The organism is Neoroseomonas marina (assembly GCF_012927745.1).
Lineage (GTDB): Bacteria > Pseudomonadota > Alphaproteobacteria > Acetobacterales > Acetobacteraceae > Neoroseomonas > Neoroseomonas marina.
Map to the genome: position 1 here is coordinate 430,629 of NZ_JABBKX010000001.1, position 21,231 is coordinate 451,859.

The following is a 21,231-nucleotide window of genomic DNA, read 5'->3' on the forward strand; positions in this document are numbered from 1 at the left end:
ACCGCCGCCCGGCGTGACCCAGCCTGGAACGCCTGCCGGGCCGATCGCCCGGATCGCGACCGGCATCGCGATCGGTGGCGGCCTGGTGCTGCTGGCCGTCGCCTTCACCGTCACCGCCTCGGTGCTGATGCGCTGGCTGCTCGGCCAGCCGATCCGCGGAGACGTGGAACTGGTGCAGCTCGGCGGCGGCCTCGCGGTGCTGGGCTTCCTCGCCTACGGGACGCTGATGCGCGCCAACATCTTCGTCGACAGCTTCACCACCTGGCTGCCACGGCGCGTGAACCAAGCGATCGATGCCTTCTGGAACCTCGCCTGGGGCGTCGTGGCGCTGGTGCTGGCGGAACGCATGGCGGTCGGCGGGCTCGAGGCGCTGCGCAACGGCACGGTGACGATCGGGCTGCTTGCCGCGCCGATCTGGTGGGCGATCCTGATGGGCGCGGTCGGCTTCGCGGCAACGGGCCTCGCGGCGCTGTACTGGGTGTGGCGGCTGGCGCGGGGGCGTGGCTGATGGCCGAGGAATTCGTCCTCGCCGGCACGGGCTTCGCGGCGCTGCTGCTGCTGCTCGCGATCCGCTGCCCGATCGGTCTCGCCATGCTGCTGGTCGGCTGCTTCGGCTATGCGCACATCGTCGACACGACGCGGCTGCTCGCCTACCTCAAAACCACGCCCTTCTTCCTGTTCGCCAACTACACGCTGTCGGTCATCCCGCTCTTCATCCTGATGGGCGCGCTCGCCGAGCGCGGCGGGCTGGCGCGGGACCTGTTCACCGCGGCGAATGCGCTGGTGGGGCACCGGCGCGGCGGGCTGGCCATGGCGGTGATCACGGCCTGCGCCGGCTTCGGGGCGGTGTGCGGGTCCTCGGTCGCGACGACCGCGACCTTCGGCCGCGCGGCGCTGCCGGAACTGCGCCGCTACGGCACGGAACCGGGCTTCGCCACCGGCACCATCGCGGTCGGCGGCGTGCTCGGCATCCTGATCCCGCCCTCCGTCATCCTGGTGGTCTATGCCATCAGCACGGAGCAGAACATCGCGCGGCTGTTCATGGCGGCGCTGATCCCCGGGCTGATGGCGACGGCCTTCTACATCCTCACCATCTGGGTGGTGGTGCGGAAGCGGCCGCATCTCTGCCCCGCCGGCCCGCGCGTGCCGCCGGCGGAACGGCGGGAGGCGCTGCTCAATGTCATCCCGGTGCTGATGATCGCCATCGTCGTGGTGGGCGGCATCTATGGCGGCATCTTCACGCCCACCGAAAGCGCCGCCGTCGGCTGCGGCGCCACGCTGCTGGTCGGCATGGCGCGGGGCACGCTGCGCCCGCGCCAGGTGATCGAGAGCCTGCGCGCCACCGCCGAGACCACGGCGATGATCTTCGTCATCCTGCTCGGCGCCGAGGTGTTCAACGCCTTCCTTGCCCTGTCCCAGGCGCCGGACCTGCTGGCCGTCTGGGTCAGCGAGCAGGGCTTCCCGCCCTATGGCGTGCTGATCGCCTTCCTCGCGGTCTACATCGTGCTCGGCGCGGTGATGGACGAGCTCGCGATGATGCTGCTGACGCTGCCGGTCTTCTTCCCGGTCATCACCGCGCTCGACTTCGGCCTGACGACGGAGGAGACGGCGATCTGGTTCGGCATCCTGGTGCTGATCGTGGTCGGCATCGGGCTGACGGCGCCGCCGATCGGGCTGAATGTCTTCGTGGTCAGCGGCCTGGCGCGGGACGTGCCGATCGGGCGGACCTATCGCGGCGTGCTGCCCTATCTCGCGACGGATTTCGTGCGGCTCGCGCTCTGCGTGGCCTTTCCCTGGCTCTCGCTCGTGGTGGTGCGGGCGCTGTCCTGAGGCGGGTTGCGCGCGAGACGTGGCGCGGACCATTGTGCGGCCGACACCCATCGGAGTCTCCGCCCCATGAAGACCCGCGCCGCCGTCGCCTGGAAAGCCGGTGCCCCGCTCACCATCGAGACCATCGAGATCGGCGGCCCCAAGGCCGGCGAGGTGCTGGTCGAGGTGAAGGCCACCGGCGTCTGCCACACGGACGCCTACACCCTGTCGGGCGCCGACCCGGAAGGGCTGTTCCCCGCCATCCTGGGGCATGAGGGCGCGGGCATCGTGCGGGAGGTCGGCGCGGGCGTGACGTCGCTCAAGCCGGGCGACCATGTCATCCCGCTCTACACGCCGGAATGCCGGCAGTGCAAAACCTGCCTGTCGCGCCGGTCGAACCTCTGCACCGCGATCCGCGGGACGCAGGGCAAGGGCGTGATGCCGGACGGCACCTCCCGCTTCTCCTGCGACCAGGGGACGGTGTTCCACTACATGGGCTGCAGCACCTTCGCGAACTACACCGTGCTGCCCGAGATCGCGCTGGCCAAAGTCCGCGAGGACGCGCCCTTCGACAAGATCTGCTACATCGGCTGCGGCGTGACGACGGGCATCGGCGCCGTCATCAACACCGCGAAGGTCTGGCCGGGTGCGAATGTCGCGGTGTTCGGACTTGGCGGCATCGGGCTGAACGTGATCCAGGGCGCGCGCATGGTCGGCGCCGAAAAGATCATCGGCATCGACCTGAACCCGGCCAAGGTCGAGATGGCCAAGAAGTTCGGCATGACCCACTTCATCAACCCGACCGAGATCGGCGTCGACAAGGTGGTGCAGGCGGTGGTCGACCTGACGGGCGGCGGGGCCGATTTCTCCTTCGACGCGACCGGCAATGTGAACGTGATGCGCCAGGCCCTGGAATGCTGCCATCGCGGCTGGGGCGAGAGCATCATCATCGGCGTGGCCGAGGCGGGCCGCGAGATCGCGACGCGCCCCTTCCAGCTGGTGACCGGACGCGTCTGGAAGGGCACCGCCTTCGGCGGCGCGCGCGGGCGCACCGACGTGCCGAAGATCGTCGACTGGTACATGGAGGGGAAGATCGAGATCGACAGCCTGATCACCCACACCATGCCGCTCGAGGAGATCAACCACGCCTTCGACCTGATGCACGAAGGCAAGTCGATCCGGTCGGTGATCGTGTTCTGATGTTGTGGGCACGAAGGCTTGGCCTTCGTGCCCCTCAGGCGCCGGGCGGCCGGCATCCGCCGGCCTTGGCTCGCCGCACTCGCGGCGGGCCGAATTCGCGGCCTCCGCCCTTCGGGCCGCAGGTTGCTGCTGACGATCAGCGCGGATTGACGCGCGCGCCCGGCGCGCCTTTCCTCCGCCCCGACACGCGAGAGGAAACGCCATGCCCGTGAACCCCGCCGACGGCGCCGTGCTCGGCGCGCTCTACGGCACCGACGCGATGCGCGCCGCGATGGGGGAAGACGCCTTCCTCCAGCGCATGCTCGACGTCGAAGCCGCGCTCGCCCGCGCCCAGGCTCGCCTGTCCATCATCCCCGCCGAGGCCGCCGAGGCCATCACCCGGGCCGCCGACGCGACGCGCCTCGACCGCGCGGCGATGGCCGCGGCGACGCGCAACACCGGTTATCCGGTCGTCGCGCTGGTGAAGCAGCTGACCGCCCTGGCCGGCCCCGAGGCCGGGCGCTGGACCCATTGGGGTGCCACGACCCAGGACATCATGGACACCGCCCTGGTGCTCCAGGTCCGCGACGGCCTCGCGCTGATCGAATCCGACCTGCGCGCGACCTGCGCCGCACTCGCCGCCATGGCCGCGGCCCATCGCGACACGGTCATGGCCGGACGCACCCACCTCCAGCACGCCCTGCCGGTGACCTTCGGCTACAAGGCCGCCGTGTGGCTCTCGCCGCTGCTGGCTTCCGTCGAGGGCCTCGTCCGCGTGCGCGACCGCGCGCTGCGCCTGTCCTTCGGGGGCGCGGCGGGCACGCTCGCCTCGCTGGGCGACCAGGGCCTCGCCATCTCGCGGGAACTCGCGACGGAACTCGACCTCGCCGAAGCCGACATCCCCTGGCACGTCGCGCGCGACGGGCTGAACGAGGCCACCTGCTGGCTCGGCATCCTCTGCGGCAACCTCTCGAAGATCGCAACCGACGTCATGCTGATGATGCAGACGGAGCTTGCGGAGGTGTCCGAACCGCATGTGCGCGGCCGCGGCGGATCCTCGACCATGCCGCAGAAGCGCAACCCGATCGCGTGCGAATACGTCCTCTCCCAGTCGCGCGGCGTCCATGCGCTGGTCCCGCAGATGCTCGCCGCCATGGCCCAGGATTTCGAGCGCGGGACCGGCCCGTGGCAGGCGGAACTCCTCGCGTTGCCGCAGGCCTTCCTGCTCGCCCATGGCGCGCTCGCCCAGGCGCGCTTCATCGCCGAGGGCCTGGTCGTCGATCCCGCGCGCATGCGTCGCAACGTCGATGCGACGCATGGGCTGATCGTGTCGGAAGCGGTGATGATGGGCCTCGCGCCCGTCTTCGGTCGCGGCGAGAGCCATCACATCGTCAACGACGCCTGCGACCTCGCGATCGCGGAAGGGATCGGGCTGACGGAGGCGTTGCTGCGGGATGCGCGCGTGGCGGCGAAGCTCGATGCCGCCGCCATCGCGACGATGACGGACCCCGCGGCCTATCTCGGCAGCGCGGGGGCCTTCGTGGACCGCGTGCTCACGCGCGCGCGGTCCATGGGCGTCAGTTAGGCGCCTCGGCCAGTTCGAGCAGCGCCTGGCCGTTGCGACGGAAGCGCGCCATCTCGACGCCGCCGGTGCCGCAACGCTCGCGGAAGATGTCGCTGCCGGGGGCGACGACGTCGATCTTGCTGCGGACGCGGCAGATCAGCCGGGTCGCCGCGCGCGGCGATCCCCCGTGCCACCGCACCAGGGCCATGCCCCAGTCGCCATAGGTCTCGTAGTGCTGGCGGAGATAGTTCGCCGCCCAGTCCGTCGCCTGCCAGGGATCGAGCGGCCAGTCCTGGCCGCCGCGCGCATGCACGCTGGCATTGACCTGGACGCAGCCCGCCATGGCATAGCCGCCCGCTGACCGGAGCAACCGCACGGCCTCCTCCCGCGTTTCGGGGAAGTAGGCACGGCCGCGGATGTTCAGGGCATGGGCGTGGAGCCCGCTTTCGTTCAGCGCGATGCCGACGAGGAGGCCTTCGGGGAGGCCGTGCTTGCGCTCGGCTTCGCGGGCTGCCTCGAGACAGGCGGAACGCGGGGACAGGTCGTCGCGGTTAACGGCGGGCGCCGCGAGCGCGGCGGTCTGCAAAGGTTCCTGCTGCGCGCAGGCGCCGGTCGACAGCGTCAGGACACCAATCAGCGCCGTCGTCCAGACGGGCGTAAGCAGGCGTTTCCGCCTCCGGTCAGCCAGGTCCCAGATCCGGCGAAGCCGGAGCCCGGGGGGACGGGCGCCCCGCGGCAACGCGCGCGAGGTCGCCGCAACATGTCGCCGGCAGGGGGGCGCCGACAATCCATTCGCGGTCGTCATGGGCGCTACCGACCACAGTCAGCGGCAAAGATCAAACCCAAATCACGACAACTCCCCTGCCCCATCCCTGTCGAACGCAATGGGGCAGGATTGAGGCAAAGTCCTCACCAAGAAAAACAACTTTGAAACGATCGCTCCGACTGGCTGCTCCGAATATTGAATACTTCATTTTTCACTATTGAAGACTGCCCGGGCACCCGGGAAAATTCCGCAGGCGTCCGGGTATCCAGGGGGCGTCTTGGGGGCGCTTCAGCCCATCCGGATGGCAGGGGCCGGCTGGCCCTCGATCACCACGTTCACGCAGGCTGGCTTGCCCGAGGCGAAGGCCCGCTCGACGGCCGGCGCGATCTCCTCCGCGCGGGTGACGAATTCGCCATGGCCGCCCAGCGCGGCGGCGACGAGGTCGTAGCGCGTGCCGGGCGCGAGCTCGCACGCATGGGTGCGGTTGGCGCCGTACTCGCGCAGCTGGATCTGGTGCTCGGCATTCCAGCGCGCGTCGTTGCCGACCACGGCCACGAAGGGCAGGTCGTTGCGGACCGCGGTGTCGAATTCGGCCATGTGGAAGCCGAAGGTGCCGTCCCCGAGCAGGCAGAGGATGCGCGCCTCCGGCCGCGCCGCGCGGGCCGCGAGGGCGAAGGGGATGGCCGCGCCGATCGACCCCGCGACGCCGTTGATGATGCGCGCCGGCGCGGACAGCATCGCCTGTCCCCATTGCCCGATCTCGCCGCCGTCGCAGACCAGCACGGTGTCCGGGCCGGCCTCGAGGAAGGGCAGCAGCGCATGACAGAGCGTCGCGGGATGGATCGGCCCTTCCGGCGCCCCGGCGAGCGCCGCCCAGCCCGGTGGGCGGAAGCCGATGGCGCCGGCCAGCCGCGCCGACCATTCCGCGTTGCCGTGCCGGGCCATCGCCGATGTCAGCGCCGCCACGGCCTCCGCGGCCCCCGCCATCGCCGCGACCGCGACGCGTGCGCCGAGGCCACGCACCGCCCGCGCCAGCACCGCTTCCTCCGGATCCACCACGACGAAGCGCGCCGTCGCGGCGATGGCCGGCGCGCGCCCGAAGCGCAGCGTGAAGTCGAGCGCCTTGCCCAGCAGCACGACGAGATCCGCCTCCGCCAGCGCCTGCGCATAGGCGCCGAGCGACGGATCCCCGAGGCCGCGCGGACTTTCCATCGGCACGACGGGAAGGCCCGCGCGGTCCGACAGCGCCGCCATCGCCAGGCGCCCTTCGGGCGTGCACAGCGCCGGCGGCGCCACGATCACCGGCCGCTCGGCGCGCGCGATGGTCGCGGCGATCGCGGCGGCGCTCTCAGGCGACAGCGGCAGGGGCTGCGGCGCGAAGGCCTCGGGCGGCGGCGGCGCGACAGGCGCAAGGCGTGCCTCGAGCACGTCGGTCGGCAGCGAGAGGTGCACCGGCCCCGGCCGCCCCGACCGTGCGGTGCGGATGGCGCGTGCGATGTCGGCGCCGAGCGTCGCCGCCGATGCCGCTGTTCCCGCCTGCTTCACCAGCGGCTCGGCCATGCGCGCCTGCTCGAGCTCCTGGAAGGCGCCGAGGCCGAGCTCGCCGAGCGGCGCATGGCCCGAGAGCAGCAGCACCGGCACCTCGCCCGCGAGCGCGGTCGGCAGCGCGGCGACCGCATTGGTGTGCCCCTGCCCACCCGTCACCAGCGCGATGCCGCATTCGCCGGTCAGCCGCGCCCAGGCATCGGCCATGTGCACCGCCGCCGCCTCGTGCCGCGTGTGGACGATGCCGATGCCCGAGCCGAGCAGCGCGTCGTAGAGCGGCATGATGTGGTTGCCGGACAGGCTGAAGATGCGGCTCACGCCGGCGGCCTTCAGTGCCTGCACGAGGATGTCCGCGCCGCGGATCGTCTCGGTCATGGTGTCCTCCCCTTTGGATCGCGCGCAGCGAGCCACGGGCTGGACAGCCTGTCCAGCGCGGCTAGTCTCGCCGACAGGAGAGGGGAAACGCGCATGGCCGAGCCGGCCAGCCTGAAGGTCAGCGTCTGGCGCGGCGGCGAGCAAGGTGACTTCGCGCGCTACGAGGTGCCGGCGCGTGCGAACCAGACCGTGCTCGACGTCGTCACGCACATCCAGCGCGAGCTCGATCCCTCCCTCGCCTATCGTTTCGCCTGCCGCGTCGGCATGTGCGGGTCCTGCGCCATGACGGTGAACGGGCGCGCCCGCTGGACCTGCCGGACCCATGTGCGCAAGGTCGTCGGCGCGGATGGCGAACTGGAATTGCGGCCGCTCGCGAACCTGCCGGTGATCCGAGACCTCGCGGCCGACCTCACGCCCTTCTTCGACAAGTGGCAACGCGCGCAGGGCCGCTTCCAGCCCAAGGACGCGACGGACGGCGCGGTGCCCGAGGAATTCGCCGTCGTCCCGCCCGCCTCCAAGGCGCGGCGCGAGGCCGATGCCGGCATCGAATGCATCGGCTGCGCGGTGTGCTACGCCTCCTGCGACGTCGTCACCTGGAATCCGGACTATCTCGGCCCCGCTGCACTGAACCGCGCCTGGACGCTGGTGAACGACGTGCGCGACGCCGGCCATGGCGAACGGCTCGACGCGGTGGCGGGCGATGCCGGCTGCCATTCCTGCCATTCGACCCAATCCTGCACCGAGCGCTGCCCGAAGAACCTCGATCCCTCCTCGGCGATCGCAGGGCTGAAGCGCCGGCTGTTCTGGGACACGCTGCTGGGGCGCCGGTGAGCACGCGCGGACAGACGCATCTGTGGATGGTGCAGCGCGTCACGGCGATGATCCTCGCCCTCGCGGTGCTGGTGCACCTGGTGACCATCATCGGCGCGGTGCGCGGCGGGCTGTCGGCGGCCGAGATCCTCGGGCGCACCCACGGCAACGGCGCCTGGTTCGCCTTCTACGTCGTCTTCGCGCTCAGCGCGGGGCTGCATGGGGCGATCGGACTGCGCAACATCGCCGCCGAGACGATCGGCCTGCGCGGGCGCGGCGCGGACCTCGCCTGGCTGGCGATCGGGCTGGTGACTGCCGGCTTCGGCATCCGCGCCGCCTATGGGCTGTTCGCCTGATGGACCTGCGGCCGCGCTCGCATCCGACCTACCTCGCCTTCGTGGTGCACCGCGTCTCGGGGCTGCTGCTCGCGCTGTTCCTGCCGCTGCATTTCTGGGCGCTGGGCACCGCCATCTCGGGCGAGGCGCGCTTCGACGGCTTCCTGCGCTGGACCGAGAACCCGCTCGTCAAGGCGGCCGAGACCGGCCTCGTCGTGCTGCTCGCCGCCCATCTCGCCGGCGGGCTGCGGGTGATGGTGCTGGAATTCCTCGGCTGGCGGAAGCGGCAGAAGGACATGGTCGCGCTCTCCGCCGGGCTCGCGCTGCTGGTCGGCCTGCTGTTCCTGCTCAATGTGGTTTGAGGCCTCCGTCGTCGCGGCGAGCTGCTTTGTCGCCGCCTTCTGCGCCGGCATGGCGGGCTTCGCCTTCGTGCTGGTGGCCGCGGGCATCCTGCTGCATGTCGTCCCGCCCTCGGTCACCGCCCCGGTGCTCGTGCTGGGCAGCCTGATGGCCCAGTCCATGGCCCTGCCGCCGTTGTGGAAGCACATCGAATGGCCGCGCATGCGGCTCTTCGTCGGCATGGCGGTGCTCGGCCTGCCGGTCGGGCTGCTGGTGCTGGCCAAGGGCCCGGCGCCGGCGATCGTCGCCGGGGTCGGCCTGCTGCTGGTGGTCTATTCCGGCTACATGCTGGCCCGCATCGCGCTGCGCCTGGCCCCGCCTGAGGTCGGCGGCGGCCGCGCGGCCGATGGCGCGGTGGGCTTCGCGAGCGGCATCCTGGGTGGCATCGGCGGCTTCGTCGGCGCGTTGCCGGCCATGTGGGCCGACATCCAGGGCTGGCCCAAGGACCGCGCCCGGGCGCTGATGCAGCCCTTCATCGTCTTCATGCAGGCGATCACGGCGGTGGGACTGGCCTTCTCGGGCTTTTTCACGGCCGAGGCGCTGATCCTGACCGCGGCCGCCGTGCCGGCGCTGGTCATCGGCACGCTGCTCGGCCTGCGCGCCTATGTGAGGCTGCCAGCCCAGGCCTTCCGGGTTATCCTGCTGGTGCTGCTGCTGGTCTCGGGGGTTTCGCTGCTCGTCTGAGGGAGGAATGCGATGACGCTGATGACGAAGCCGGGTGTCGAGCCCCTGCGGGTGGAACCCGAGGCGATCGAGGAAGCGGCGAAGCTGCTCTACATCCGCGCCTGCAAGGTGCTGCCCGACGACATCAAGGAAGGCTTCGCGCGGCTCGACGCGACCGAAACCGACGCGACGGCCAAGACCATCCTCGCGACCATGATCGAGAACATCGGCGTCGCGGAGCGGATGGACAACCTGCTCTGCCAGGACACCGGCATCCCGATCTTCAACGTGCTGATCGGGCGCAACGTCCAGGTCGACGGCTGGGCGCTGAAGGAGGCGATCGCGAAGGGCACGGCGCGCGCGACGCGCGAGCATCCGCTGCGCTCCTCGGTCGTGCATCCCATCACACGGAAGAACGAGCACACCTCCTGCGGCGAGCGCGTCCCCGTCATCAACATCGACTTCACCGATGCCGAGCGCGAGCTGCGCCTCGAGATGATCCCGAAGGGCAGCGGTTCGGAGAACGGCTCCTTCCTGCAGATGCTGATCCCCGCGGATGGCGTCGCGGCGGTGAAGCGCTTCGTGGTGGACCGCGTCATCCAGGCCGGCGGGAAGGTCTGCCCGCCGACCATCGTCGGCGTCGGCGTGGGCGGTACCTCGGATCTCTGCATGCACCTCGCAAAGGTCGCGGCGACGCGCCCGCTCGGGTCGCGCTGCACCGATGCGGAAGGCGCGAAGCTCGAGGCCGAGCTGTCCGAGGCGGTGAACGGCCTCGGCATCGGCCCGCAGGGCTTGGGCGGGGATTCCACCGCCTTCGCCGTGCATGTCGAGACGGCGGCGACGCACATCACGATGAATCCCGTCGCGGTGAACATCCAGTGCCACTCGGCGCGCCGCGCCAGCGCGACCTTCACCCCCGACGGCATCCGGATCGGGTTCTGACGCCATGGCCCACCATGTCCTGCACATGCCGATCACCGAGGAGCAGGTCCGCGCGCTGCGCGTCGGCGACACCGTGACGCTCGAGGACACGCTGTTCGGCATCCGCGACGCGACGCAGATCCACATGTTCGACCATGGCCGGCGCACGAAGTTCGACCTGCACGGCCATGCGGTGATCCACACCGCGCCGAACCTGCGCAAGGTGGAACGCTCCGGCACCAACCATTCGGGCTACGAGCCGGTCTGCATCGGCACCACCACCTCGGACCGCATGGAACGCTTCACGCGGCCGCTGATGGAACGCGAGGGCGTGCGGATCATCATCGGCAAGGGCGGGCTGCGCGACGGCTCGCTGGACGCCTTCAGGGACCTCGGCGGCGCCTACCTCGCCGTGGTCGGCGGCGCGGCGGCGCTCGAGACCACCTGGGTGCAGGCGGTCGAGGATGTCGACCTCGACGACCTCAATCCCGAGAGCCTCTACAAGTTCTCCATCAAGGGCTTCGGGCCGCTGCTGGTGGCGATGGACGCCCATGGCAGCAGCCTCTACGCCGCCGTGAACGCCGAGGCCGCACGGCGGCGCCAGGCGGTGCTCGAGAAGCTCGGAGCCTCGTGATGTTCCTCGCCGTCCTGCCGCTCGTCGTGCTGTTCCAGGTCATGCCGCCGCCGCTGGGGCAACTGGCCTCGACGCTGATCCTCGGCCGCATGGGCGGCGGGACGGACATCATCGTCGCCATCCCGGCCCCGGCCGGGGCACCCGCGACGGCGGCGCCGGCCGAGGATTGCGGCTGCGGCGTCCCCAACAGCCCTCGGGGACCGCGCTGATGGAACGTCGCCGCACCGATATCCTCGTCCTTGGCGCGGGCGGCGCGGGGCTGCTCGCCGCGCTGCACGCGAAGGACACGGCACCCGATCTTGACGTGACCATCGCGGTGAAGGGACTGCTCGGGAAATGCGGCTGCACCCGCATGGTCCAGGGCGGCTACAACGTCGCCATCGCCGCGGGGGATTCCGCCGAGCGCCATTTCATGGACACGCTCGACGGCGGGAAATGGCTGAACGACCAGGACCTTGCCTGGACGCTGGTGGTGGGCGCGCAGCGGCGCATCCGCGAGCTCGAGAACCGCTGGGGCTGCTTCTTCGACCGCAACCCGGACGGCACCATCCACCAGAAGGCCTTCGCCGGGCAGACCTTCGACCGCACGGTCCACAAGGGCGACCTGACGGGCATCGAGATCGTCAACCGCCTCGCCGAGCAGGTCTGGGCGCGCGGCATCAACCGCATGGAGGAACACCGCGCCGTCGCGCTGATCCGTAGCCGCGACAGATCGCGCATCGCGGGCGTTCTGCTGATCGATATGCGCTCAGGCGGGCTGGTCTTCGTGCAGGCCAAGGCCGTGCTGCTCGGGACCGGCGGCGGGCCGACCATGTACAAGTACCATACGCCTTCGGGCGACAAGGCCTGCGACGGCATGGCCATGGCGCTGCGCGCGGGCCTGCCGCTGCGCGACATGGAGATGGTGCAGTTCCACCCGACCGGCGTGCTCGCCGGCCCGGGGACGCGCATGACCGGCACCATCATCGAGGAAGGGCTGCGCGGCGCCGGGGGCTATCTGCTCGGCGGCGACGGGCAGCGCTTCATGCACAAGTACGATCCGCGCAACGAGCGTGCGACGCGCGACATAGTCTCGCGCTCCATGCAGCGGGAGATCCTCGCCGGCAACGTCAACCCCGAAGGCGGGCTGTGGATCGAGATGGGCCATCTCGGCCCCGACCGCGTGCGGCGCGAGTTCAAGGGCATGGTCGAACGCTGCGCCGACAACGGCTTCGACCTCGCCGCCGGGCGCGTGCCGGTGGTGCCGACCGCGCACTACATGATGGGCGGCGTGGTGTTCCGCGCGGATGGCTCGACCGGCCTGCCGGGCCTGTTCGCCGCCGGGGAGGACACCGGCGGCGTGCATGGCGCGAACCGGCTTGGCGGCAACGGTGTGGCGAATTCGACCGTCTTCGGCGGCATCGCCGGCGACAGCATGGCCACCTGGGTGCCGCGGCACGGCGCCTTCGAGGAGCCGGACCAGGCCGCGCTCGACGAAGCCACCGCCTTCGTCCACGCGCCTTTCGGCCGGCCGGCGCGCAACCTCTCGCCGATCCGCGACGCGCTGCTCGACATGATGTGGGACAAGGCCGGCATCCTGCGCGATGCGGCGGGCCTGGCGGAGGCCGCCGCCGCGCTCAATGGCCTGGAGGCCGAGGTCGACGCCGCCGGCGTGGACGGCCGCGACCGCGCCTTCAACCTGACCTGGCACGACTGGCTGAACCTGAAGTCGCAACTGCTCGTCAGCCGCGCCATCGTCGCCGCGGCGCAGGCGCGCGAGGAATCCCGCGGCGCCCATTGGCGGGAGGATTTCCCGCAGACCAATGACGACGCCGCAGGCCTCGCCGCGACGCGCGTGGCGCTGCGCGACGGCGCCATCGCGCTCGACTGGCAGCAGGTCGCCTTCACCCGCCTGAAGCCGGGCGAGAGCCTGCTGCCCGCCGCCGCGGAGTGACCGCGCCGCGCTTGACATCCCGCGGCGCGCTACCCACCCTCGGCTGCAAGGGGATGTCCGCGATCACCCCGTGAGGCTCCGGCCGAAGCATCGCGTCCCGAACTCCCTGTGGAGAGGACGCCCCCATGCCGGCCCCGACCATCATCACGCCCCAGCAACTCGCCCGCCGCGTCGGGCTGCCCGATGCGCCCGCGATCATCGACGTCCGCGTCGCGGAGGACGCCGCCGCCGATCCGCGCTTCATCCCCGGTGCCGTCCGCCGCGCCCACGATGATGTCGCGGCCTGGGCGGGGCGCTTCGCCGGCCGCGATGTCGTCGTCGTCTGTCAGAAGGGGCTCAAGCTCAGCCAGGGGGCGGCGGCCTGGCTGCGCCATGCCGGGGCGAATGCCGAATCCCTCGAAGGCGGCTTCGAGGCCTGGCGCGATGCGCGCCTGCCTCTCGTCGCCCCCGCCCATGTCCCGCCGCGCGACGCGCAGGGCCGCACGGTCTGGGTCACGCGGGCGCGGCCCAAGGTGGACCGCATCGCCTGCCCCTGGCTGATCCGCCGCTTCGTCGATCCGGATGCGGTCTTCCTCTTCGTCGCACCGTCGGAAGTGACCGCCGTCGCGGAACGCTTCGGCGCCACCCCCTTCGACATCGAAGGCGTCTTCTGGTCCCATCGCGGCAACCTCTGCACCTTCGACGTGATGCTCGACGAATTCGGCCTGCATACCGAGGCGCTGGACCGCCTCGCCCTCATCGTCCGTGGTGCCGACACGGCGCGGCCGGACCTGGCGCCGGAGGCGGCGGGGCTGCTCGCCGCCTCGCTCGGCCTGTCGCGCATGCATCGCGACGACCTGGCGCAGCTCGATGCCGGCTGTGCGCTGTATGACGCCTTCTACCGCTGGGCGCGCGACGCGACCGACGAGACACACAACTGGCCGACGCCCGGGAAGCCCGCATGACGCCCCAGCCGCCTTTCCCCACCTTCGCCGAGGCGCTGCGCGTCTGGCTGCGCGTCGGCCTGCTGTCCTTCGGCGGGCCTGCCGCGCAGATCGCGGTGATGCACCGGGAAGTGGTGGACGACCGCCACTGGGTCTCGGACGCGCGGTTCCTGCACGCGCTCAACTTCTGCATGCTGCTGCCCGGGCCCGAGGCGACGCAGCTCGCCACCTATCTCGGCTGGCTGATGCATGGGGTGAAGGGCGGCATCGCGGCGGGCGTGCTGTTCGTCCTGCCCGGCGCGGCCGTGATGCTCGCGCTGTCGATGATCTACGCGACGCTGGGCGAGGTGCCGATCGTCGCCGCGCTGTTCTTCGGCCTGAAATGCGCCGTGCTGGTGCTGGTGGTCGAGGCGCTGCTGCGCGTCGCCAAGCGCGCCCTGCATGGCGGCGCCGCCTGGCTGCTGGCGGCAGCCGCCTTCGTCGCGCTGGCCGCCTTCGCGGTGCCCTTCCCGCTGGTGGTGCTGGCCGCGCTCGTGATCGGCTACCTGCTGCCCGGCGCCTTCGTTGCCGGCGGCCACGGCAAGGCGAAGGACGGGCCGCCGGCGCTGCTCGACGCGGTGATCGCGGCCGAACCCGACCGCATCGCGGGCATGACCCCCGCGGCGCGGCGGGCGGGGCTGATCACGCTGTCGCTGTGGCTCTGGCCGGTGGTGCTGCTGATGGGCACGCCGGTCTGGGGCGACATCGCCTGGTTCTTCTCCAAGATGGCGGTGGTCACCTTCGGCGGCGCCTATGCGGTGCTGGCCTATGTGGCGCAGGAGGCGGTGGAGCATTACCGCTGGCTGACGGCGCCCGAGATGCTGGCGGGCCTCGGCCTCGCGGAGACCACGCCGGGCCCGCTGATCCTGGTCTTGCAATTCGTCGGCTTCCTCGCCGGCTACGGCCATGGCGGGATCATCGGCGGCGTCGGCGGTTCGGTGCTGACGCTCTGGGTCACCTTCGCGCCCTGCTTCGCCTTCATCTTCCTGGGCGCGCCCTATGTCGAGCGGATGCATGACGAGCCGCGGCTGAAGGGCGCGCTGGCCGGCGTCACCTCGGCCGTGGTGGGGGTGATCGCCAATCTCGCCTTGTGGTTCGGGTTGCGCGTGATCTTCGCCGAGGTGCGGCGCGTCCCGCTCGGCCCGGCGGCGATCGACTTGCCGGTCATCTCCACGGTGCAGCCAGCCGCGCTGGGGCTGGCGGTGCTGGCGGCGGTGCTGCTGTTCGGCTTCCGGCTGGGCCTGGCGAAGACGCTGGCGGCCTGCGCGCTGGCTGGCCTCGCCCTATCGTTCGTTCACGCCTGACCGGGCCGGCCAAAAGGCTTGGCTGCGGCCCCGGCGGGTGCCGCCGCCAGCACGGCGAAGCCGGAGGCCGCGGACGAGGCCCACCGGACGTCCGAGGCGCACGAAGGCTCCGCCTTCCTGCGCACGCGTCACGAACCGCCGATCAGGATGCCCGTCGCCAGCACCAGGCTGCCGCCCAGCAGGATCTGGAACATCGCCCGGCCGATCGGCGTTTCCATGTAGCGGTTCTGGATCCAGACGATCGCCCAGAGCTCGAAGAACACCACCACCAGCGCGATCGCCGTCGCGGTCCAGAAATGCGGGATCAGGTAGGGCAGCGCATGGCCAAGACCGCCCAGCGCCGTCATGACGCCCGAGGCGAGGCCCCGCTTCAGCGGCGACCCGCGCCCCGACAGCTTCCCGTCGTCATGCGCCGCTTCGGTGAAGCCCATCGAGATGCCGGCGCCGAGCGACGCCGACAGGCCCACCAGGAAGGTCGTCCCCGGGTTCTGCGTCGCGAAGGCGGTGGCGAAGATCGGCGCCAGGGTCGAGACCGACCCGTCCATCAGCCCGGCGAGGCCCGGCTGCACCCAGGTCAGGACGAATTGCCGCTTGGCATGGGCTTCCTCCTCCGCACCCTCCTCGCGGTGCGTGAGGTCCTCGGTCAGCCGCGCCGCACCTTCCTCGTGCTGCGCCTCCGCCTCGGCGAGGTCACCGAGCAGCCGTCGCACCTCGGCGTCCGTGCTGCGGGACGCGGCGGCGATGTAGAAGGTGCGGGCTTGCTGCTCCATCGCCCGCGCTTCCTCGCGGATGCGCTCGAGGCTGAGGTTCTCGACCAGCCAGACCGGCTTGCGCTGGTAGAAATCCGCCACGTGCTCGCGCCGGATCGGCAGGATCAGGTCCCCGTAGCGCGCGCGATAGAGGTCGATCAGCCGCCGCCGGTGGTCGTTCTCCTCCGCCGCCATGGCGTCGAAGACGGCGGCCGAGGCCGGGTATTGCTCGCGCAGCCGGCTCGCATAGAGCGCGTAGATGGTGCCGTCCTCCTCCTCGGAGGAAATGGCGAGCGCCAGGATCTCCTGCGGGGTGAGGCTGTCGAAGCGACGGCGGCCGGCGCCGAGGAAGGGGATCAGGGTCGTCATGGTGCGCCGCAGAAAAGCACAGGCCAGCCGGGAACGCATGACACGCTTGTCATACTGCGGCGCCATTCGTCTCCATCATCGCGGACGCAGTCTTCCTCCCGGCGGCCGACTACCGCCGCCGCGCGCCTCCCGGCCCTTCCTTCCCCCGCCGGGGGGCGCGCGCCCCCTCCTCCCCGCCCGGCCCGTCCCTGGACGCGCGCCCGGCCGCGGACCACCATCGCGGCCCCTTCGCCCCCCGGCGTGCAGCAGCAGGAGAACCGGCCAGGATGCGCATTCTGGTCATCGAGGATGATCGCGCGACCGCGGATTACGTCGCCAAGGGCCTGACCGAGGAAGGCTTCGTCGTGGACGTCGCCCGCACCGGCAAGGACGGGCTGTTCCTCGCGCTCAACGAACCCTTCGACGTCATCGTGACCGACCGGATGCTGCCGGGCCCCGACGGGCTGTCCATCGTGCGCGCCATCCGCGCCTCCAACATCGGCACGCCGGTGCTGATGCTGACGGCGCTCGGCGACGTCGACCGCAAGGTGGAGGGCCTGGAGGCCGGCGCCGACGACTACCTCGCCAAGCCCTTCGCCTTCGCCGAATTGCGCGCCCGGGTCCGGGCCCTCGCCCGCCGTCCCGCCGCCCCACCGGCCGAACAGACTGCGCTCGAGGTGGGCGACATCCGCATGGACCTGCTCCATCGCATCGCGACGCGCCGCGGACGGACGCTCGACCTGCTGCCGACCGAATGGCGGCTGTTGGAATTCATGATGCGCAACCCCGGCGTGGTGCTGACACGGACCATGCTGCTGGAGAAGGTGTGGGATTTCTCCTTCGATCCCACCACCAACGTGGTCGACGTGCATGTCAGCCGCCTGCGCCGCAAGCTCGAGGGCCCGGGCGAGCCGCCGGCCATCCGCACCGTGCGCGGGGCGGGCTACGTGCTCGAACCCCGCGCCGCCCCCGCGTGATCCGCCGCAGCTTCGCGCTCCGGGCCGCCCTCGGCGCCGCGGGGCTGATGCTGCTCGCGTCGCTGCTCGGGGCCGGCTGGGTCTGGTATGCGGCCGAGCAGGAACTGCGCGCGCAGCGCGACCTGGCCCTCGCCGCCGAGGCCGAGGCGCTGATCCGCGAATACGAGATCCTCGGCGTCGCCGGCCTCGCCGAACAGGCCCGCGCCGTCGCCCGCCGCCAGGGCCCGATCCTGGTGCTGCTGCAGACCATCGACGGCATCCCCATCGCCGGCAATTTCCCCGGCGTCCGCCCGCCGGTGCTGCGCGGCTTCGCGACCTTTCCCGGCGGGACGGCGGACGCCGGCGTGCGCGCACTCGGCACCATGCTGCCGCCGGGGATGAACCTGATCCTGGCCGCCGAACTGGCGCCGATTTCCCGCGCCGCAACACGGCTTGCCTGGGCCCCCGCCTTCGCGGCGGGCTGTGCGGCGATCATCGCGCTGCTGCTCGGCTATGTCGCCGCCCGCCGGATCGAACGACGCATCGCCGGCGTCGGCGCGGCCGCGCGGGCCATCATGGATGGCGACCTCACCCGCCGCCTGCCCCAGGCCGGCGAGGGCGACGAATTCGACCGGCTCGCCGGCACGCTCAACACCATGCTCGGGCGGATCGAGGCGTTGATGCAGGCGCAGCGCCAGGTCACCGACGACATCGCCCATGACCTGCGCACACCGCTCGCCCGTCTGCGCCAGCGTATCGAATCGGCGCTCGCCTCGGCCCGCGATCCGGACGGCGATGCTGCGACGCTCGAGGAGTCGCTGACCGAGCTCGACCAGGTCCTCGCCACCTTCGCCGCGCTGCTGCGCATCGCGCGGGCGGAAAGCGGCGCGCCACGGGCCGGGTTCCGCCCCATCGACCTCTCCGGCCTGGTGGGCGCCGTCGCCGAGGCCTACGAGGCCGTCGCCGAGGAGGCCGGCCGGACCCTGTCGCAGGACATCGCGCCCGGCATCGGCATGGACGGCGATGCCGCCCTGCTGCGCCAGGCGGTCGCGAACCTGCTCGACAATGCCCTCGTCCATGGCGGCCCGCATGTCGGCCTGCGCCTCGCCCCCGGCCCGGTCATCGAGGTGACGGACGACGGCCCCGGCATCCCGCCCGAGGAACGGGAGGCCGTCACCCGGCGCTTCCATCGCCTCGACGCCAGCCGCAACACGCCGGGCACGGGCCTCGGCCTCGCCCTGGTGGCGGCGACCGCGAAGCTGCATGGCGGGCGGTTCGAGGTCCTGGACGGCCCCGGCGGCCGGGGCGCGACCATGCGCCTCACACTCGGCGGGCGCTGACCCCCCCCCCCCGCGTTTCTGACGCGTCTGTCATGGAGACGCGGGCCGCCCCTCCACGGTCCAGGCCCGAGAGTGCCTCCTGTCGCGGCCCCGAACGGGCCGCCTACAGGAGAGTGCAGATGACCAACGCTTCCAGCCGCCGCCGTCGCGCCGGCTTCGCCGCGCTGCTGATGGCCGGGTCCACGCTGGGCGGGCTGGCCTTCTGGCAGGGCGACCGCGCCTTCGCCCAGTCGGCCACGCCGCCGGCCATCACGGCGCCCGCCGTCAACCAGGCCGGCCTGCCCGGCTTCGCCGACCTCGTCGCCCGCGTCCGCCCGGCCGTCGTGACCATCACCACCGTCCAGCGCGTCGCCGACCAGGGCGAGCAGTCGCCCTTCCCGCGCGGGTCCCAGCAGGACCGCAACTTCCGCCGCCAGTTCGGCGACAACCAGCCCGGCCGCCGCGCGGCCCAGGCGCTGGGCTCGGGCTTCGTGGTCGACGCCGCCGGCTATGTCGTGACGAACAACCACGTCGTGCAGGACGCCGCGGAGGTCCGCGTGACCCTCGATGACGGCCGCGAGCTGCCGGCCCGCGTGGTCGGCCGCGACCCGCGCACCGACCTCGCGCTGCTGAAGGTCGAGGCCGGCGCGCCGCTCGCCTTCCTGAACCTGGGCGACTCCGACCGCGCGCGGCCGGGCGACTGGGTGGTGGCCGTGGGCAACCCCTTCGGCCTCGGCGGGACCGTGACCGCGGGCGTCGTCTCGGCGCGTGGGCGCAACATCGGCGCCGGCCCCTATGACGACTTCCTGCAGATCGATGCGCCTATCAACCAGGGCAATTCGGGCGGTCCGCTGTTCGGCCTCGACGGCAGCGTGATCGGCGTGAACACGGCGATCTTCTCGCCCTCCGGCGGGTCGGTCGGCATCGGCTTCGCCATCCCGTCCAACATGGTCCGCATGGTCGTCGCGGACCTGAAGGAGCATGGGCGGGTGGAGCGCGGCTTCCTCGGCGCCATGACCCAGCAGGTCACGCCGCAACTGGCCGAGGCGATGCGCATCCCGACCGCCAAGGGCGCCCTTGTCGCCGAGGTGACGCCGGACAGCCCGGCCGCCCGCGCCGGCCTGCGCCCGGGCGACGTGATCACGGCGCTCGACGGCCACCAGGTGAACGACCAGCGTGACCTCGCGCGCACCGTCGCCGGCGTCCGCCCGGGCACCGCGGTGACGCTCGGCGTGGTCCGCGACGGCCAGAACCAGGAACTGCGGGCGACCCTCGCGGCCCTGACCGACAAGGCGCCGGGCAGCGACCAGGCTTCGGCCGAGCAGGGCGGCCGCGAGCCGGTCGGCGTGGCGCTGGCGCCGATCGACGACGCGATGCGCCAGCAGCTGAACCTGCCGCGCACCGCCAATGGCGCGGTGGTGGCCGAGGTCCGGCCGGACAGCCGCGCCGCCGCGGCCGGCATCCGCCCGGGTGACGTGATCACCCGCGTGGGCAACCAGGACGTGGCGAACCCCGAGCAGGCCGCCCGCGCGATCCGCGAGAGGTCCACCGGCCCGCTGGCGCTGCAGATCGTCCGCGAGGGTCGTTCCCTCTTCGTCGCCGTCCCGACGAAGCAGGGCTGACCCCGGGAGGGCGGGGGTGGAGCGATCCACCCTCGCCGCCTGCGGGGCGGGGGGAGCGATCCCTCCGCCCCGCTGCCTCGTTCAGGCCGTGCGGCCGAAGATGGCGCCTGCCATGCGCTTGAGCCCCACCGCCTGCTGGCGCAGCCAGCCGCCGGTCGCCAGCGCCTCGGGCGCATCCGGATCGCCGGTGCGCGGGAAGACGTCGCGACGGAAATCCGCGGTGCCGAATATCCAGTCCCACACCGGCAGCAGCACCGCGTAGTTCTTGCCGTGGTCCGCCGTGGAGAGCACCCCGTGGTGCAGCCGGTGGAAGCGGGGCGAGACGATCAGCCTTTCCCCGATCCGCCCGAAGGACAGGCGGACGTTCGCGTGGCTCAGGCTTTCCGCGAGCCGCATGATCATCACCAGGATCGGGAACTGCCCCGGCGGCACGCCGATCAGCAGCGCGATGGCGCCGAACCACAGCGCGGCGATCACCTCGTCCAGGATGTGGTTCCGGTCGTCGGTCCAGAAGGTCATCTGGCGCTGCGCGTGATGGATCGAATGCAGCGCCCACCACCAGCCGAAGGTGTGCTGCAGGCGGTGGCGCCAGTATTCGCCGAAATCGAGGATGACCACGTAGAGCGCGAAAGCGAGGATCGGCATCTCGCGCAGGCCGGGCACCAGCGTCTCGAGCGTCGGCGGCACGAAGCCGCTGTCGGCGACCGTCGCCTCCCACCAGGCCTGGAGCGAGGAGAGCAGCACGAAGGCCAGCAGCGGCAGGACGCCAAGGCGCGACAGCGCCGTGTAGAGGATGTCGGTGCGGATCGCGCGGCGGTCGGTGACGGGCTCGACCGGCCGCCAGGCCTCGAGCGGACGGCAGACGATGTAGACCACGATCATCGACAGCGCGCCGAACAGCGCGAAATCGAGCCAGGTGAAGACCTCGTCCGCGAAGTCCATCAGCCCGGCTTCGTAGAGCGCGGGCTGCAGCAGGTATTCGAAGATCCAGCCGGTGACGGCGTCGTGCAGGTTCGTCAGGAAGTCCATGGCAGGGCC

Annotated in this window: 21 protein-coding genes; 17 read left to right on the forward strand and 4 right to left on the reverse strand. The window is 71.7% G+C overall.

Features of this window, described 5'->3' with window-relative positions; genetic code table 11:
- The first annotated feature begins 13 nt into the window (after positions 1–13).
- The 4 genes from GWK16_RS02070 (at position 14) to GWK16_RS02085 (ending at position 4,573) form a co-directional block, all read left to right on the forward strand.
- Complete coding sequence (locus GWK16_RS02070; protein ID WP_170052305.1) at positions 14–508, forward strand: TRAP transporter small permease subunit; 495 nt, start codon at positions 14–16, stop codon at positions 506–508.
- Entirely contained in the window at positions 508–1,830 is a 1,323-nt protein-coding gene (locus GWK16_RS02075; protein WP_170052306.1) for a TRAP transporter large permease, read from the forward strand. Before GWK16_RS02070 ends, GWK16_RS02075 begins: the two co-directional genes overlap by 1 nt.
- A gap of 66 nt (positions 1,831–1,896) precedes the next feature.
- The gene (locus tag GWK16_RS02080) at positions 1,897–3,009 is read left to right on the forward strand and encodes an S-(hydroxymethyl)glutathione dehydrogenase/class III alcohol dehydrogenase (RefSeq protein WP_170052307.1); all 1,113 of its coding nucleotides are present in this window, start codon (positions 1,897–1,899) and stop codon (positions 3,007–3,009) included.
- Positions 3,010–3,211: 202 nt separating this feature from the next.
- Entirely contained in the window at positions 3,212–4,573 is a 1,362-nt protein-coding gene (locus GWK16_RS02085) for a class-II fumarase/aspartase family protein (RefSeq protein WP_170052308.1), read from the forward strand.
- On the opposite strand, the gene GWK16_RS02090 is transcribed toward GWK16_RS02085, so the two are convergent.
- Positions 4,566–5,138, reverse strand: coding sequence for a transglycosylase SLT domain-containing protein (locus tag GWK16_RS02090; RefSeq protein ID WP_248291075.1), 573 nt, complete (start codon positions 5,136–5,138; stop codon positions 4,566–4,568). The two genes, GWK16_RS02085 and GWK16_RS02090, sit on opposite strands and share 8 nt — an antisense overlap.
- Positions 5,139–5,606: 468 nt before the next feature.
- Entirely contained in the window at positions 5,607–7,238 is a 1,632-nt protein-coding gene (locus tag GWK16_RS02095) for a thiamine pyrophosphate-binding protein (RefSeq protein ID WP_170052310.1), read from the reverse strand.
- Positions 7,239–7,331: 93 nt separating this feature from the next.
- Between GWK16_RS02095 and GWK16_RS02100 the strand changes: the two genes are divergently transcribed.
- From GWK16_RS02100 to chrA, 10 genes are all read left to right on the forward strand, one after another.
- Positions 7,332–8,069, forward strand: coding sequence for a succinate dehydrogenase/fumarate reductase iron-sulfur subunit (locus tag GWK16_RS02100; RefSeq protein WP_170052311.1), 738 nt, complete (start codon positions 7,332–7,334; stop codon positions 8,067–8,069).
- On the forward strand, positions 8,066–8,404 hold the full coding sequence (locus tag GWK16_RS02105) for a succinate dehydrogenase (RefSeq protein ID WP_338144373.1): 339 nt from the start codon (positions 8,066–8,068) through the stop codon (positions 8,402–8,404). The genes GWK16_RS02100 and GWK16_RS02105 overlap by 4 nt, the downstream gene beginning before the upstream one ends.
- Positions 8,404–8,745: a succinate dehydrogenase, cytochrome b556 subunit gene (sdhC, locus tag GWK16_RS02110; protein WP_170052312.1), complete on the forward strand. Its 342-nt coding sequence runs from the start codon at positions 8,404–8,406 to the stop codon at positions 8,743–8,745. Before GWK16_RS02105 ends, sdhC begins: the two co-directional genes overlap by 1 nt.
- Positions 8,735–9,466: a sulfite exporter TauE/SafE family protein gene (locus tag GWK16_RS02115; RefSeq protein WP_170052313.1), complete on the forward strand. Its 732-nt coding sequence runs from the start codon at positions 8,735–8,737 to the stop codon at positions 9,464–9,466. The genes sdhC and GWK16_RS02115 overlap by 11 nt, the downstream gene beginning before the upstream one ends.
- 12 nt (positions 9,467–9,478) lie before the next feature.
- Entirely contained in the window at positions 9,479–10,387 is a 909-nt protein-coding gene (locus GWK16_RS02120) for a fumarate hydratase (RefSeq protein ID WP_248291076.1), read from the forward strand.
- Positions 10,388–10,391: 4 nt separating this feature from the next.
- The gene (locus GWK16_RS02125; RefSeq protein WP_170052314.1) at positions 10,392–11,000 is read left to right on the forward strand and encodes a fumarate hydratase C-terminal domain-containing protein; all 609 of its coding nucleotides are present in this window, start codon (positions 10,392–10,394) and stop codon (positions 10,998–11,000) included.
- The gene (locus GWK16_RS02130) at positions 11,000–11,209 is read left to right on the forward strand and encodes a hypothetical protein (RefSeq protein WP_170052315.1); all 210 of its coding nucleotides are present in this window, start codon (positions 11,000–11,002) and stop codon (positions 11,207–11,209) included. The genes GWK16_RS02125 and GWK16_RS02130 overlap by 1 nt, the downstream gene beginning before the upstream one ends.
- Positions 11,209–12,933, forward strand: coding sequence for an L-aspartate oxidase (locus tag GWK16_RS02135; RefSeq protein WP_170052316.1), 1,725 nt, complete (start codon positions 11,209–11,211; stop codon positions 12,931–12,933). Before GWK16_RS02130 ends, GWK16_RS02135 begins: the two co-directional genes overlap by 1 nt.
- A 125-nt stretch (positions 12,934–13,058) precedes the next feature.
- Positions 13,059–13,877, forward strand: coding sequence for a chromate resistance protein ChrB domain-containing protein (locus tag GWK16_RS02140; RefSeq protein WP_170052317.1), 819 nt, complete (start codon positions 13,059–13,061; stop codon positions 13,875–13,877).
- Positions 13,874–15,199, forward strand: a complete 1,326-nt coding sequence (chrA, locus tag GWK16_RS02145; protein ID WP_170052318.1) for a chromate efflux transporter — start codon at positions 13,874–13,876, stop codon at positions 15,197–15,199. Before GWK16_RS02140 ends, chrA begins: the two co-directional genes overlap by 4 nt.
- A gap of 128 nt (positions 15,200–15,327) precedes the next feature.
- Here the strand turns inward: chrA and mbfA are convergent, their stop codons facing one another.
- Complete coding sequence (gene mbfA / locus GWK16_RS02150; protein WP_211187030.1) at positions 15,328–16,317, reverse strand: iron exporter MbfA; 990 nt, start codon at positions 16,315–16,317, stop codon at positions 15,328–15,330.
- A gap of 266 nt (positions 16,318–16,583) precedes the next feature.
- On the opposite strand from mbfA, the gene GWK16_RS02155 reads away from it, so the two are divergent.
- The 3 genes from GWK16_RS02155 (at position 16,584) to GWK16_RS02165 (ending at position 20,193) form a co-directional block, all read left to right on the forward strand.
- Positions 16,584–17,273, forward strand: coding sequence for a winged helix-turn-helix domain-containing protein (locus GWK16_RS02155; RefSeq protein ID WP_170052319.1), 690 nt, complete (start codon positions 16,584–16,586; stop codon positions 17,271–17,273).
- Entirely contained in the window at positions 17,270–18,592 is a 1,323-nt protein-coding gene (locus tag GWK16_RS25115; RefSeq protein ID WP_170052320.1) for an ATP-binding protein, read from the forward strand. The genes GWK16_RS02155 and GWK16_RS25115 overlap by 4 nt, the downstream gene beginning before the upstream one ends.
- A gap of 119 nt (positions 18,593–18,711) precedes the next feature.
- Positions 18,712–20,193, forward strand: a complete 1,482-nt coding sequence (locus GWK16_RS02165) for a DegQ family serine endoprotease (RefSeq protein WP_170052321.1) — start codon at positions 18,712–18,714, stop codon at positions 20,191–20,193.
- Between the two features lie 81 nt (positions 20,194–20,274).
- Here the strand turns inward: GWK16_RS02165 and GWK16_RS02170 are convergent, their stop codons facing one another.
- A complete protein-coding gene (locus GWK16_RS02170) occupies positions 20,275–21,222 on the reverse strand; it encodes a sterol desaturase family protein (RefSeq protein WP_170052322.1) in 948 nt (315 codons plus the stop codon).
- Between the last annotated feature and the right edge of the window lie 9 nt (positions 21,223–21,231).

What these genes read in the sequence shown, in the direction of transcription:
- GWK16_RS02075 (WP_170052306.1), top strand. Translation starts at nt 508, where the DNA reads ATGGCCGAGGAATTCGTCCTCGCCGGCACGGGCTTCGCGGCGCTGCTG.
- GWK16_RS02080 (WP_170052307.1), top strand. Translation starts at nt 1,897, where the DNA reads ATGAAGACCCGCGCCGCCGTCGCCTGGAAAGCCGGTGCCCCGCTCACC.
- GWK16_RS02085 (WP_170052308.1), top strand. Translation starts at nt 3,212, where the DNA reads ATGCCCGTGAACCCCGCCGACGGCGCCGTGCTCGGCGCGCTCTACGGC.
- GWK16_RS02095 (WP_170052310.1), bottom strand. Translation starts at nt 7,238, where the DNA reads ATGACCGAGACGATCCGCGGCGCGGACATCCTCGTGCAGGCACTGAAG.
- GWK16_RS02100 (WP_170052311.1), top strand. Translation starts at nt 7,332, where the DNA reads ATGGCCGAGCCGGCCAGCCTGAAGGTCAGCGTCTGGCGCGGCGGCGAG.
- sdhC (WP_170052312.1), top strand. Translation starts at nt 8,404, where the DNA reads ATGGACCTGCGGCCGCGCTCGCATCCGACCTACCTCGCCTTCGTGGTG.
- GWK16_RS02115 (WP_170052313.1), top strand. Translation starts at nt 8,735, where the DNA reads ATGTGGTTTGAGGCCTCCGTCGTCGCGGCGAGCTGCTTTGTCGCCGCC.
- GWK16_RS02120 (WP_248291076.1), top strand. Translation starts at nt 9,479, where the DNA reads ATGACGCTGATGACGAAGCCGGGTGTCGAGCCCCTGCGGGTGGAACCC.
- GWK16_RS02125 (WP_170052314.1), top strand. Translation starts at nt 10,392, where the DNA reads ATGGCCCACCATGTCCTGCACATGCCGATCACCGAGGAGCAGGTCCGC.
- GWK16_RS02130 (WP_170052315.1), top strand. Translation starts at nt 11,000, where the DNA reads ATGTTCCTCGCCGTCCTGCCGCTCGTCGTGCTGTTCCAGGTCATGCCG.
- GWK16_RS02135 (WP_170052316.1), top strand. Translation starts at nt 11,209, where the DNA reads ATGGAACGTCGCCGCACCGATATCCTCGTCCTTGGCGCGGGCGGCGCG.
- GWK16_RS02140 (WP_170052317.1), top strand. Translation starts at nt 13,059, where the DNA reads ATGCCGGCCCCGACCATCATCACGCCCCAGCAACTCGCCCGCCGCGTC.
- chrA (WP_170052318.1), top strand. Translation starts at nt 13,874, where the DNA reads ATGACGCCCCAGCCGCCTTTCCCCACCTTCGCCGAGGCGCTGCGCGTC.
- mbfA (WP_211187030.1), bottom strand. Translation starts at nt 16,317, where the DNA reads ATGACGACCCTGATCCCCTTCCTCGGCGCCGGCCGCCGTCGCTTCGAC.
- GWK16_RS02155 (WP_170052319.1), top strand. Translation starts at nt 16,584, where the DNA reads ATGCGCATTCTGGTCATCGAGGATGATCGCGCGACCGCGGATTACGTC.
- GWK16_RS02165 (WP_170052321.1), top strand. Translation starts at nt 18,712, where the DNA reads ATGACCAACGCTTCCAGCCGCCGCCGTCGCGCCGGCTTCGCCGCGCTG.
- GWK16_RS02170 (WP_170052322.1), bottom strand. Translation starts at nt 21,222, where the DNA reads ATGGACTTCCTGACGAACCTGCACGACGCCGTCACCGGCTGGATCTTC.